Raw genomic sequence first — 12356 nt, 5'->3', positions numbered from 1 at the left:
AACCAGTGTCCCTTGCGGAGGTAGTATGAAAAACGACCTGGACGTGAAAGCTATCACCAAGAAGTTTTTTGCCGCCTACGACGCCCATGATGTCGATGGCATGCTGGCTCTTTGCGCAGACGGCGCGCAAGGACGGTACCTTCCATATGGCAAGAAAAGCGTCATGCCGATCCGAGGCGGCCTTGAACAAATCTGGCGCGGCTTGCTGGGGGCGGTGCCGGATTTCGGAGTCGAAGTAGACGAGATGATCGAGGCCGAAGGAAACATCGTCGTGGTACAGGCGCTGCTCGGCGGAGCGATGCCTGCGGATGTCCCCGACCTTGTAACCAAAGGCAAGTCCGACCGCATCGCTCATGCGTACATCATTCGCTACAACGCGGACGGCAAGATAACACGCCTGGATTGCTATTGGGACAACACCGCCATCAACGCCATCATGGCGAGCAAATTGTAGGGGAGTTCCGTCGAAAGACGGGATTTGGTCGATCCTATCGAGTAGCGAGACGCACGGCATTTCGACCTCGAGAGGCAGAAATCTGACGGCAATCCTGACATTCAGGTGAGGACGTGATGAACCAATTCCAGAAAATATTCGACGCGCAGAAGGCGCTTTTCGGCACGGGCGTTACCCGCACCTACGAATGGCGCGTCGATCAGCTCGACCGCATGGCCCGCATGATCAGGGAGAACGAGGGGCGCTTCCAGAAGGCGATGGCGAAGGACTTCAAGACCGCTTCGCAGGAATACATATTCGAGACCGCGGCATCGGCCGGCGAGTCGGAAGTCCAGAAGAGTCAACTGAAGGAATGGATGAAGCCGGTCGAGGCGCCGGTGCCGCGCTTCCTGGCCAAGACCGGTCACAAGGGGATGATCTACCGAGAACCGTACGGTGTGGCGCTGATCATCGGCCCGTTCAACGGACCGTTGCTGCTGCTGATCCGTCCGGCGCTCACCGCGCTTGCGGCCGGCAACACTTGCATTCTCACCCTGAGCGAAGCGCTCCCGGCAACGACCGAAGTGCTGCTTGAGCTTGTCCCGAAATATTTCGATCCCCGCGCCGTGACTGCAGTCCCGGGCGGTAAGGAGACGAATACCGACCTGCTGAAGCTGCCCAACGACTTCATCTTCTTCACCGGCAGCAGCTTCGTCGGAAAGATCGTCGCACGGGCGGCGGCGGAAACCCTCACGCCGGTTCTGCTCGAACTCGGGGGTATGAACCCGGCGGTCGTGGACGAGACCGCAAACATCCCCGACGCGGCCAAGAAGATCGTTTGGGGGGCGATGGCCTGGGGCGGGCAATGGTGCACGTCGCCCGGCTACGCTTATGTCCACGAATCCGTCGCGGACGCCTTCGTCGCCGAGGCCAAGAAGGCGTTGGTCGAGCTCTTCGGTAACGACCCGAAATCAAACTCCGACTACTCGCGCGTCATCAACGCGCGCGCGGTTGATCGACTGGCCTCGCTCATCGACCCCGCCAAGGTGATCGCCGGCGGCAAGTCGGATCCGAAAGCGCACTATCTCGATCCGACGCTTCTCTATCCCATCACCTGGGAAGACAAGATCATGGAGGACGAGGTCTTCGGCCCGATCTTGCCGATCCTGACCTACAAGTCCTTCGACGAGGCGATGGCGCGAATGGCGGCGACACCACGAGCGCTCGCCGGCTACATCTTCAGCCGCGATCAGAAAACCATCGACCGGTTTATCGGTCAGCTTTCCTTCGGTGGCGGCGGGGTGAACCTGGTGAATGTTCACTTGTTCGTCGAGACCATGCCGTTCGGCGGCACAGGATCGGCCGGGATGGGTCACTATTATGGAAAATACGGCTTCGACGCGCTCACCCATGCCAAGTCGATGCTGATCTCTCCGCCCGACGTTGCGATCGAACACCTGTACTCGCCCTTCACTGACGAAAAGAATCAGGCGCTGGCAGGGTGGTTTGAGTATTGAGACGATCATGGCCTTGGCACGTTTGAAATCGGTGGCTGGTGTTGCAATTCCGGATACGGCGCTGTGCAATGCCGCCGTCGACCTGCTGGAGTCGAGTTCGCCCGAGTTTCTCTGCACTCATTGTCTGCGAACATACATTTTCGGCAGCCTCGCTGTCCGCGGCCTCGGCCGTTCTGTGGTCGATGAGGAAGCCGCTTTTTGCGGGGCGGTTTTGCACGACCTTGGACTGGTTCCTGCTTACCGCCGCGACAATCGGTTTGAGGTGGATGGCGCGGATGCTGCTCGCCAGTTCTGCTCGAAGCATCAGGTGCCGCCAGAGCGCGCCGATCTGGTTTGGGAAGCGATCGCGTTGCACACCTCTCCGGGAATCCCCACTCGGTTGGCAAGCGAGATAGCCTTGGTCCACCTCGGCGCCGGGCTCGATTTCCTGGGTCTAGGCCTCGATCAAGTGCCGCCGCAGTTGGTCGAGGAAGTGCTCGAAAGATATCCGCGGATGAACTTCAAAGCCGAGTTTCGAAATCTGTTAGTGGAGCACTGTCGGCAAAATCCGGCTGCCCAGGTCTTGACCTGGACCGACGATGTCGCGCGCACCGCCGGCTGCACACTGCAAGGTCAGCCAATTCCGACGGCATCACAATTGATGTCGGCCGCGCTGTATGACGAGTGACCCGGGTCGTTGGCCAGCTTTCTTGGATCGCGTTAATGGGAAGCAGCGCACCGGTGGGTCCCACATCGCCGATTGCACTGATGGTTTGAAGGTGTGGTTTCTTGCCCGCGATCACCGCCCTCGCGGCGGGTGATACCTGTATTCTCAAGCTTTTCGAACAACTCAGCGTGACGCCCGCGCTACTTGTGGAGCTGGTGCCACATTATTTCGATCGGCGCGCGGTGGCTGCCGTGACGGGAGACCGGGAAGAAGTCACTAAGCTTCTGAAGCTTCCTTTTAACTTCATCTTTTTTACCGGCAGCACGAAAGTCAGCAAGATCGTGATGAGGGCTGCGACTGAAAACATCACGCCGGTCCAGCTAGAACTCGGCGGCCGGAATGCGGCGCTGGTGAACGAGACCGCCAACATTGCGGACGCGGCCAAGAAGATCGTCTGGGGTGCAATGGCCTGGGGCGGGCACCCGCGACGACGCGAGTCGCGATTCCTTCGGCTGCGACGCGGTTGATTTCGCCAACGATCACGGCCCAGACTTCAGCGGGAAGACTGCCAGCGCTTACGAAGTCCAACAGGGTGCGGGCGAAGACCTGATCCGCGACCACCGCCTCCACCAGCGTTCGCACGTCCACTCGTTGCACGATCTCGGCCATCAACGGCAGCAACTGGGGCGTAGCGGAGACTGAACTCACGAGCGTCCGCAATGATGCGTCGGCCGCTATCCCGACTACCGCGGCATATAGCTGCCTGTCGCCGCGGGCCGACTCCGCGACGGCCTTGATGGTGTCCTTAACCGCCTTATCGTTCTTCGGGACCTTGACGTTGAACTCAGCAACTCCTTCCTGCTCTTCTCGTCCGCGTTGCTTGCGCTTCCGCTCCGCATCAGTCTCGGGCGGCGCCTCGCCTTCTCCGGCTTCCTCCGGTTCGCCGGACAGCAAGGCGGCGCAGACGAACGCCTCGACGGGCTTGAGACCCAAGCGCGCGAGCTGACGGTCGGACGGTATCTTCCGACGCGCGCCGCGCCCCTTCGGGGACGGCTCATCTTGCTCGCCGGCGGTCGACCGATCAGAGGTGCGTGATTTCATGGTGCTGTTCGTGACTAGTCACGTGACCAGTCACACTCCTTCCTCATCGGCAATCAAAGGTTTGGACATCACCTGCCTTCCCGGCACGTCGGTCCACCGCTGTCCGTCGGGCCGGCAACGCGATGGTGATGACGATCACGGCCTGCATCATCCATCGCGTCAGTTGGCGCGTTGCGGATTGTCACGGGCATCCAGGATCACCTCGACGATGCGTGCCAGCCGGCGCATCGACCCGCCCGGCCAGAGGCCGGCGATAATGTCGAGCTCGGTCGCGTCGAACGGCGCGATCCATTCGGGCGACAGCCCGCGCCTTTCGACGATGGCCGACGTCACGCCGGGAAGCACAGCGGTCAGGTCGTCCGCGCGCGGATCGGGCATCTCAAGGATACGGAGGCGGTCCAGCAGGGCGGGATGGAGCGCCCCTGCATCGTTCGCGGTCGCCAGCCACAACACCCGGTGGAGGTCCACTTCTCCCTCCAGATACGGGTCGAAGATGCCGGAGGAGTTGAGCGGCTCGAGCATCGAGAGAAGACCGTCGACGAGGTTGCCGTTCTGACGGCCCTCGCCGACCTTGTCGATCTCGTCGAGGACGATGGCAGGGTTGGCGACGCGGTGCTGCCGGATCATCTGCAACGGAACGCTGGCGCGGCCGGTCGACCACTGGCGCGAGGTGCCGTTGAACGAGGAGTCGCTGACGCCACCGCACGCGAAGACCCGGTGCGGCAGGTGCAGTTCCTGGCAGATGCGCAGGCACAGCCAGGTCTTGCCCGAGCCCGGTTTGCCGACGAGGATTGTCGGTCGCCACGCGGCGGTCCGCGAGCCGGCGGTGTCGCGCAGCACGACATCGATGATCGCGCGCGCGTGCGGGGCCTCCGCGACAAGCTTTCGGTAGGCCTCTCGGACATCCCTGGTGCAGACAAGCGGTATCGGTTCGCCCAACATCCCTTGAAACTCTGCCTGCATCTCCCGCGCGGCGTTGGTCTTGCCCTCCGCGATCGAGCGCACGACGACAACGGCTTCCTTGCCCACGTTGCGGCCCCTGGCCAAAGCGTCGGCGCGCGCCACTACGGCGCGTCGCGTTTCCGCCGGCGTCGCAACCGACCGGCGCCAGAGGCCGCCAAAGCTGCGTTCCTCGCTTTCTGCGCCGTCGTCGCGCACCACGGTGACCGTAGCGAGCGCGTGGGCAAGCCCAGCGGCCACGTGATCCAAACGGGATGCAACGGGTTCGTTCATCACGTCGTCGACGTCGGGGATCCGCGGCGAGACGTTGGGCAACAGCGCGAAAGGATGTGCGATGGCAGAACGCTCCGCCCAAGCAAGAGATGCGACCATCATCGGCCAGAACGTATTGCGGCCGATCCTGGCGACGGCGAAGCCGGCGGACCAGGATGCGATCCTGGCGGCGGCCGTCGGATCGCCCTGATGGGCCGCATACAAGTTTAGCCGCAGCCTGACGGCGCGAACGATGTCCGACAGGCATGCGGCGACCGGGTCCTCGGGGTCGTCCGGCAGCGACAGCATTTCCACCTCGTCGAGCAAATCGATCACGCCGGGCACTGAGAAGCGCCGTCCCGCCATCATGTCTGCGACCAATCGCATAAACCCTTCGACGAACGGGAGCGCGGCCGCGTGCGTCAGCATGAGGTGGGTAGCCCAGGCTGCGTAGTCCCGTCTCAGATCCTCCCGTCGCGTCGCTTCCGGCGAAAATTCCGCGACTCGGCCGGGGCACAGCAGAGATGCGAACGTCTCGCAGCTGTCGGTGCCGGAATCGACGAAGGGCAGCCGGACGGGCATCGCGCGCAGTAGATCGGCTGTCTCATGCGCGACGACGACGGCATTGTCGGAAGGGTTTTTCTCCGAGATTTTGGTCGCCGAGGTATGGCCGCTCATGCGTCGCTCCGCAAAGGCGCGCAGAATCGCTTCGGTGGTCTCAACGAGGGCTACGATCCCTTCGCCCTTGGTCGCGCCGGCGGCCGACCCCCATCGCCCATAAGCCGGAAATCCGGGGAGTTGCACGTCGGCGGCGTACGCCAGCGCCGCCGCGGCGGCGAGCAGCCGCTCGTCAGCATCGGGACTGCGCCGCGAGTGGCAGGCCGAAAGACCGGCAAGCTGTACGGCTCCGGCTGCGCCCGATGTCCAGGCCATGACCATGTCGAGCTCGACAATGGTGTTTCCGATCAGTACGCGGGACTCACGCGGTGCAATCGTGAAATCTCGCGCAAGCACCTCCCGAAGCCGAATTAGGTCATCTTCATCAACGGAGATACCATCGAGCGCTTCTCGCGCATCGTAGGAGTTCGCCAACGGCTGCGTCAGCCAGTTTTGCGACATCCGTCCGACAGCGCCGAAACCATCGCCGAACGGCGGGCCGAGCATGCACAGCGCATCGGCAATCGACGGCAACGAGCCGTCGAACAGGACAGCGCGACCGCGCTCAAGGAGCGCGTCGGACAACGCGACCGTATAGGTCGGCACTTGCTCCGGGCCAGTATTGAGGCTCGCCGCGTTGCGGGAGCCGTACGGGCGCACAGCCTTACTCACGGCGGCCTCCACGATCTTCCGTCGCATCGGTATCGTCGAACGCAGCATGGTCGAAGGAGATTCCAAGCCTGTAGTAACGTGTGAGCGTCCGTACCCAGCGTCCGCTGGCGTCGGCGGCCCAAAGCTGCGACGTCCGCGCCGGGCGATTTCCGAGCAGGGGATGGCCTGCGACGAAACCGGATAGACTCAGACCGACGGGTGTCAGTACGCAGCGCCAGTCGACGATCAGCGGCGCGCTCGCGAACTCCTCCGCGGTGGGCCCGGTGCCGGCGCGGATGCGGTCCAAGTCGTCCGCCAGGCGCCGCAGTGTCGCCGGAATCGTAATTCCGGTGTTGCACGGAAGAAGGAAAGGGAAATTCTTGGTCAACATGACGGTTCTCGGTTGTGATCATAACGACGGCGACGGTGCCGAGGGGGACGGCGGCGACGGTGGTGGCGGCCGAGCCCGCTCGTGCAGCGGCGGCTTACGTGCGCTCCGCGGACGGTGTTTCCCGATCGGTTTCATGAGCCCACCTCAATGACCAAAGTCGGGTCGAAATCCGCATTCTCTCGGCCGTACCCGTGCGGATTCGCGATCACCCTCGTCGGGCCGACGCGGTAGTCCGCGCTGTCGTGGACGTGCCCGTGGATCCAGAAGTCCGGCGCCTTCGGCGTCGCCGCGACGAGCGGCCCGACGCCGGCCTGTCGCCCGGAATTCAGCTCGTCGAGGAACGTACTGGCGAATGCCGCGCTGAGGATGTCATTCTCGAACCGTGCGGCGACGGATCCGACGTGGGGCGCGTGGTGGCTGACCGCGATCGTGGCGAGCCCGTCGAACGGGGTGCTGAAGGTCTCGACGAAAAAGGCCCGCGAGGCCGCGTGCAGCAGCGCCGCCTCCTGCGGCCGGAAGCGCTCCCACGGTTTGCGTTTCCAGCCAATCAGGCGGTGGTCGTTCATTCCGACGCGCGCGGCATGCATCGCTGCGGGCGCGTTGCTGTCGCCAAACATGCGATAGTCGGTCCACAGCGAAGCGCCTGCGACCCTGACGGTGCCGTCGCCGACGACGATGCAGTCGTTCTCCAGCAGATGGATATTGAAGTTAGGCGCGAGTGCCCTGGCGAGCGCGAGCTCCTCGCCTAGGAACCGCCGGTAGTATTCGTGGTTGCCCATGGTGAAGACGACGGGCACCGCCTCCGGCACGATGCGGCGCAGCGTCACGAATGCGTTTTGCGCGCCTTCGGCGACGTCGCCGGCGACGATGACGAGGGCGACGTCCTTGGCGACCGTGATCCGCTTGAGGGGAGCGACGCCCGCGTGAAGGTCGGAGAAGATCTGAACTCTCACGGCTTGCCCTCCCCTTGTGCGTTGCCCGCAGCGCTCCGGTCGCGACGGCGACGGATGCCTCCGCGGCCGCGCTCGGAAAAGGCACGGCGGATGTTTTGGGCCAGCCACGAGGTCGCGAGACGGCGCCGGTTGACGGCGTCGAGCGGCATCTGCCGGAGCATGTGCGACAGCACGAGCGCGGCGCCGGCGCTGCCGGCGAGCGCGGCGTTGAGCAGCACCGTCATGGTGACATCGCTCGCCGGCGTGATCGCGAGCGGCCGCTCCATCCGAAGGGCCAGGCGGATTGCGCTCGGCGCGTCGCCGCCGATCGCCGCCTGCCAGACCTCGATGGTAGAGGACATGCGCCGCATGCATTCGGCGACGACGGCGCGCTCGGTGGGACCGAAGCGATCCGCAGGCACCGTGCGCCACAGTCGGAGCCCCTCGGCCCAGGGGCCGCAATGGGCGTACGCCCCGGCGGCGTCGCCGGCCCTTTCATCGATGTTCTTCATACGCTTCACGCAAAGTTCTCCCGTTCGCGCCCTTGGGGCACGTCGACCGTCGCCGCGGACGGCGTCGTTTCTGTTTCTGAAAAATCTGGAGCAGCTCGGTTAGGAGCTCTCCCCTCGCCACGCCGGAGCGTGCCATGGCTCGCCGGGCCACACCCCGCCACGCCGCACCTTGCCGCGCCGTGCCGGGCCTTGAACCTAGTCGATGAGCACCTCGAACCGGCCGTACTTGGGCCGCCAGTCGCCGATGCCACGCATCGCTCCCGCGATCTTCATGAAATCCACCACCTCGGACCGATTCAGTTCGGTGGTCAGGAACGTGGCCGAGATCACGGCGCTCCATTCGGGGAAGCGCGGACGGGTCCGCATGGGGCGCGCCCTGAGGACGCGGACACCCTTGCGCAGCCGGAACCGTTCGTCCTTCCACAGCTCGCCGAGGTCGGTCGGTCCGTCGTAGACCAGCATCGCCGGTTCGTTGACGACGAAGCCGGCCTTCGCGGCGTCGCCCTTCCTGGTCCGCGTGATGGCGCCCTTGACGAAGGCCGCCTCGATCGCCTCCTGCGGCAGGCACGGCAGCTTGTCGGTGAGCCACAGACCTCCGTACCATTCGCGGCGGGCGATCTCCTCGTGGTCGGCCCTCGTCTTGAGCTTCTTGCCGGTGATGGCGGCGAGGCTGATGGCGCGTTCGTCGAGCGGATCGGCCAAGGCGCCGTTGTGCATGAGCAGCGGGCACACGCCCCTGATCGGGATCTGGATCGTCTCGATGGTCATGACGCGTCTCCCTTGCGCATCGGGTCGAACAGCGGAGCGCGTTCGACGAAAGCGACGTCGGCCAAGACCGGCACGAAGTCCGTGTAACCGCGGCGACGCAACGCGTCGGTGTTGACGAGGTGGCAGTCCGAGCACAACGTCGTCAGGTCGGCGGCCAGCTCGTGGCCGAAGTTCTCGTAGGTCCGGTGATGGACCTCCAGCCTGGCTTCGTCCGCGCCCTGGTTGCAGATGCGGCAGCGGAAGCCCGATGCTGCGAGTTCGGTCAGACGCGCGGCGCCGCTCTTCCAGGCGTCGCTGTTGATATGAGCCGCGTAGTCCGGGCGACGGGCGACTTGAGCTCCGCGCGGATTGGCCGGATCATCGCCGGCGCGCGGCGATTCGTCGGTCTCGCCCGGGAGCGTCGAGGTGAAGAGCACCCCCATGCCGATCAGGACGGACATGACGATTGCGACGTTCGCGGACGACAGCGGCGAGGCCATCGTGGCCGGGCGCTCGGCGGTCGGCGGCACGGAAGCCGCGGCGCCGACGATGCGATCGCGGACGGATTGGTCGGCCGGGCCGGTCGTCGGAGAAGGGCTGAAGTTGGGAAGGCACGTCATTCGGTGGGTCCTCGTTGGTTGGTCGTTGTCGATGGCCCACCATTGCACATCAGATCGAACATTGCACTAAATAGGCACAGTTGTGGTTAACGGAATGCAAATAGCGGCAGCACGGGCATGGCTGGGCCTGTCGCAGGCCAAGCTCGCGGAGCGGACCAAGGTCGGTCTCCGGACCCTCAAGCATTTTGAGGCCGGCGAGCGGCTGCCCTACGACCGGACGATTGAAGCGCTCGTCTCCTATCTGGAGAAACGCGGCGTCGAATTTCTGATGCGAGGCGAGGTCGGGGTCGGAATCAAGGTCGTCAAGATCATCGAGGATGCCGGCGACGCGGACCCGTGAATTCTTCGTGACCCTACGGTTCGAGGGTCGGCCGAGCACGGCCGCACCAGCAAGCGGCGTGGGCGCAAGATGAGACCAAGGTCTCGAACCCGGCTGGGCTATGCATGGCACGCACGACCCTGACAGGAAACCGGCTGTAGATCGGACTGCTCAGCGCGAACTTCGCATCCTCGTTTTCATCGGCGGTCGGCATCAGACAGGCATCGAGTGCCGCGCAAGACTCGAATCATCTCGGCATAGCTGTCCCTGTCGTAAACCTTATCCGGCTGGCGGGTAGCAGCGAATCGGGCGATGCTGTTGCGGGATGAGAGATCTTTGCAGGCTCATTGGATGGATGATCGTCGATCTAATCCGGTCGCGGGCAACGCTTGAGGCAGAGATTTGGACCTTGCGCCAGCAGATAAACGTTCTGCGACGAGCTGCTCCAAAGAAACTCTCCTTCAGCGCGATCGACCGATTGGTATTCGTTGGTCTCTACCGGTTATTCCCTAAAGTTTGCGATGCGTTGGCGATCGTGAAGCCAGACACCATTGTCCGCTGGCACCGCGCTGGGTTCAGATCGTACTGGCGCTGGAAGTCGCGACCTTGTAGCGGTCGGCCGACTGTGCCACTGGAGATACGCCGGCTGATCCGCGAGATGAGCATAGCCAATCCGCTGTGGGGAGCGCCGCGGATTCATGGCGAGTTGCTCAAGCTTGGCATCGACATCGGCCAGACCAGCGTCGCCAAGTATATGGCCAGGCGAAGGGGCCCGCCGTCCCAAGGCTGGAAGACATTCCTGCGCAATCATGCCGACGGCATCGCGGCGATGGATCTGTTCGTCGTACCGACGATTTCGTTTCGCCTGCTCTACGGTTTGTTGATTGTGGCGCATGGCCGACGGCAGATTTTGTGGTTTGGCGTCACAGCACATCCGACCGCAGAATGGATCGCAAATCAAATCACGGAAGCTTTCGGCCGGGAACAAGCCCCCCAATATCTGATCCGCGATAGGGATGGGGCCTATGGCGAGGTCTTCATCCGACGGCTTCGATCAATGGGCATTCGCGATCGGCCAACGTCGCCGCGCTCCCCGTGGCAAAACGGATATGCTGAAAGGCTGATCGGTTCGATCCGCAGGGAATGCGTTGATCACATCGTGGTGTTTGGCGAACGCCATCTGCGTCAAGTGCTTCTATTGTACATGAATTATTACAACGAAACGCGCACTCACTTGTCATTGAACAAGGATGCACCGAGCTCGCGCGCCGCCGAGACAGTTGGACGCATTATCTGCCGTCCGATCCTGGGCGGATTGCACCACCAATATGCCCGGATTTGATTTGCGATAAGGACAATGGACCACGGCAAACATACCTGTATGTACCGACAACTTAAACGCGGGCGTAGCGGTGATGAAGTCCGCCCAGGATGGCGAGTGAGCTGATCACACCGGTTCGCTGAACCGGGCGGGAAACCGGCGCATCCTTGTTCAAGGATCCATGCGTTCTGACGCAATTGTAATAGTCGGCGTAGGATTTCAGGACCCGACGCAAATGCATCTCACCCAAGACAATGATGTGGTCCACACATTCACGCCGGATCGACCCGATTAGCCGTTCGACAAAGCCATTCTGCCAAGGCGAGGCTGGTGCGGTAGGCTTGTCCCGGATGCCCATGGCGCGCAGTCGGCGCGTGACGACGCTGCCATAAATGCGATCCCGGTCCCGGATCATGTAGCCCGGAGCCTCGTCCCAAGGAAATGCCTCGGTGATTTGGCGGGCAACCCATTCTGCCGTTGGGTTCCTTGTGACGTTGATCCAGACCAGGTCTCTGCGGTCCAGTCGGACGATGACGAAGGCATAGAGCAGGTCAAAACCGATGGTTGGAACAACGAAGAAGTCCATGGCTGCGATATCCGGCGCGTGGTTACGCAGGAAGGTCCGCCATCCCTGGCTTGGTGGCCCTCGCCGCTTGACCATGTACTTGGCGACGCTTGATTGAGCGACCTCAAACCCAAGTTTGAGAAGTTCGCCGTGGATGCGCGGAGCGCCCCAAAGAGGGTTCTCCATGCTCAGCTGCCGGATCAACGCGCGCAGCCCCGCCTCGATCTGCGGCCGGCCTCCCAAAGATCGTGACTTCCAGCGCCAATAGCAGCGAAAGCCAGAGCGGTGCCAGTGGAGGAGCGTCTCGGGACGGACAACCGTGACGGCCCGAAGGATCGACGGGAACCAGCGGTAAAGCAGGATAAAGAACCAGCGATCATTGTTGGTAAGCCGGACGCGGCCATGCAGCCTGCGCCGCAAAACAACCAACTGATGCCGAAGCACCGCGTTCTCAGCCTCAAGTCTTATCCTCGACTTGAATGGCGAGGCCAAGACGGCCAGGACGAAACTCAGAAGCCCGATCATTCCGCCAGCTTAGGTGATTCCGTCACGTCATCAACTCGGATAAGGTTTTCGGTACACACAACCGAGGCGCTTGCCTGAAACGCTGAAGTGGACCGAGCTTCGTCGAGCCATTTGCCTCGAATGATAGCCTAGAAGCACAATCCAACCTCATTCCCATTTGGAATAACTCACATTACGAGTCCCGACCGTTCGGTCATTTTCGGGCCA

The 12356-nt window shown here is 63.0% G+C and carries 13 protein-coding genes; 6 read left to right on the top strand and 7 right to left on the bottom strand.

The features are described 5' to 3' along the window. Nucleotides 1–25 precede the first annotated feature (25 nt). The 4 genes from NL528_RS09040 to NL528_RS09025 all read left to right on the top strand — a co-directional run bounded on the left by NL528_RS09040 (nucleotide 26) and on the right by NL528_RS09025 (nucleotide 3123). Nucleotides 26–454: a nuclear transport factor 2 family protein gene (locus tag NL528_RS09040; protein ID WP_309182341.1), complete on the top strand. Its 429-nt coding sequence runs from the start codon at nucleotides 26–28 to the stop codon at nucleotides 452–454. A 116-nt stretch (nucleotides 455–570) separates the two neighbouring features. Continuing rightward, nucleotides 571–1950 (top strand): aldehyde dehydrogenase family protein, encoded by a 1380-nt coding sequence (locus tag NL528_RS09035; RefSeq protein WP_309182340.1) that lies wholly within the window; start codon nucleotides 571–573, stop codon nucleotides 1948–1950. Between the two features lie 7 nt (nucleotides 1951–1957). Continuing rightward, nucleotides 1958–2617, top strand: coding sequence for an HD domain-containing protein (locus NL528_RS09030; RefSeq protein WP_309182339.1), 660 nt, complete (start codon nucleotides 1958–1960; stop codon nucleotides 2615–2617). Nucleotides 2618–2718: 101 nt separating this feature from the next. Beyond that, complete coding sequence (locus NL528_RS09025; protein WP_309182338.1) at nucleotides 2719–3123, top strand: aldehyde dehydrogenase family protein; 405 nt, start codon at nucleotides 2719–2721, stop codon at nucleotides 3121–3123. 733 nt (nucleotides 3124–3856) lie between these two features. On the opposite strand, the gene NL528_RS09020 is transcribed toward NL528_RS09025, so the two are convergent. The 6 genes from NL528_RS09020 to NL528_RS08995 form a co-directional block, all read right to left on the bottom strand. After that, the gene (locus NL528_RS09020) at nucleotides 3857–6238 is read right to left on the bottom strand and encodes an AAA family ATPase (RefSeq protein ID WP_309182337.1); all 2382 of its coding nucleotides are present in this window, start codon (nucleotides 6236–6238) and stop codon (nucleotides 3857–3859) included. Continuing rightward, nucleotides 6231–6608, bottom strand: coding sequence for a DUF6634 family protein (locus NL528_RS09015; protein WP_309182336.1), 378 nt, complete (start codon nucleotides 6606–6608; stop codon nucleotides 6231–6233). Before NL528_RS09015 ends, NL528_RS09020 begins: the two co-directional genes overlap by 8 nt. A gap of 131 nt (nucleotides 6609–6739) precedes the next feature. Further along, on the bottom strand, nucleotides 6740–7561 hold the full coding sequence (locus NL528_RS09010) for a metallophosphoesterase (protein WP_309182335.1): 822 nt from the start codon (nucleotides 7559–7561) through the stop codon (nucleotides 6740–6742). Continuing rightward, the gene (locus tag NL528_RS09005; RefSeq protein WP_309182334.1) at nucleotides 7558–8061 is read right to left on the bottom strand and encodes a hypothetical protein; all 504 of its coding nucleotides are present in this window, start codon (nucleotides 8059–8061) and stop codon (nucleotides 7558–7560) included. Before NL528_RS09005 ends, NL528_RS09010 begins: the two co-directional genes overlap by 4 nt. 186 nt (nucleotides 8062–8247) lie before the next feature. Then, nucleotides 8248–8820, bottom strand: a complete 573-nt coding sequence (locus tag NL528_RS09000; RefSeq protein WP_309182333.1) for a hypothetical protein — start codon at nucleotides 8818–8820, stop codon at nucleotides 8248–8250. Continuing rightward, nucleotides 8817–9419 carry an HNH endonuclease signature motif containing protein gene (locus tag NL528_RS08995; protein ID WP_309182332.1) on the bottom strand — a complete coding sequence of 201 codons (603 nt, stop codon included), beginning with the start codon at nucleotides 9417–9419 and terminating at the stop codon, nucleotides 8817–8819. Before NL528_RS08995 ends, NL528_RS09000 begins: the two co-directional genes overlap by 4 nt. A gap of 94 nt (nucleotides 9420–9513) precedes the next feature. Between NL528_RS08995 and NL528_RS08990 the strand changes: the two genes are divergently transcribed. Continuing rightward, a complete protein-coding gene (locus NL528_RS08990; RefSeq protein ID WP_309182331.1) occupies nucleotides 9514–9759 on the top strand; it encodes a helix-turn-helix transcriptional regulator in 246 nt (81 codons plus the stop codon). 334 nt (nucleotides 9760–10093) lie between these two features. Then, nucleotides 10094–11080, top strand: coding sequence for an integrase core domain-containing protein (locus tag NL528_RS08985; protein ID WP_309182330.1), 987 nt, complete (start codon nucleotides 10094–10096; stop codon nucleotides 11078–11080). Nucleotides 11081–11132: 52 nt separating this feature from the next. On the opposite strand, the gene NL528_RS08980 is transcribed toward NL528_RS08985, so the two are convergent. Beyond that, entirely contained in the window at nucleotides 11133–12149 is a 1017-nt protein-coding gene (locus NL528_RS08980; protein WP_309182329.1) for an integrase core domain-containing protein, read from the bottom strand. Nucleotides 12150–12356: the final 207 nt, after the last annotated feature.

Origin of the sequence: Bradyrhizobium sp. Ash2021, from assembly GCF_031202265.1 — a bacterium.
GTDB lineage: Bacteria > Pseudomonadota > Alphaproteobacteria > Rhizobiales > Xanthobacteraceae > Bradyrhizobium.
This window is presented reverse-complemented; position numbering and strand designations above follow the sequence as displayed.

Excerpts from the sequence above, each read along its gene's own strand:
- NL528_RS09040 (WP_309182341.1), top strand. The coding sequence starts at position 26 with ATGAAAAACGACCTGGACGTGAAAGCTATCACCAAGAAGTTTTTTGCC.
- NL528_RS09035 (WP_309182340.1), top strand. The coding sequence starts at position 571 with ATGAACCAATTCCAGAAAATATTCGACGCGCAGAAGGCGCTTTTCGGC.
- NL528_RS09030 (WP_309182339.1), top strand. The coding sequence starts at position 1,958 with ATGGCCTTGGCACGTTTGAAATCGGTGGCTGGTGTTGCAATTCCGGAT.
- NL528_RS09015 (WP_309182336.1), bottom strand. The coding sequence starts at position 6,608 with ATGTTGACCAAGAATTTCCCTTTCCTTCTTCCGTGCAACACCGGAATT.
- NL528_RS09000 (WP_309182333.1), bottom strand. The coding sequence starts at position 8,820 with ATGACCATCGAGACGATCCAGATCCCGATCAGGGGCGTGTGCCCGCTG.
- NL528_RS08995 (WP_309182332.1), bottom strand. The coding sequence starts at position 9,419 with ATGACGTGCCTTCCCAACTTCAGCCCTTCTCCGACGACCGGCCCGGCC.
- NL528_RS08990 (WP_309182331.1), top strand. The coding sequence starts at position 9,514 with ATGCAAATAGCGGCAGCACGGGCATGGCTGGGCCTGTCGCAGGCCAAG.
- NL528_RS08985 (WP_309182330.1), top strand. The coding sequence starts at position 10,094 with ATGATCGTCGATCTAATCCGGTCGCGGGCAACGCTTGAGGCAGAGATT.
- NL528_RS08980 (WP_309182329.1), bottom strand. The coding sequence starts at position 12,149 with ATGATCGGGCTTCTGAGTTTCGTCCTGGCCGTCTTGGCCTCGCCATTC.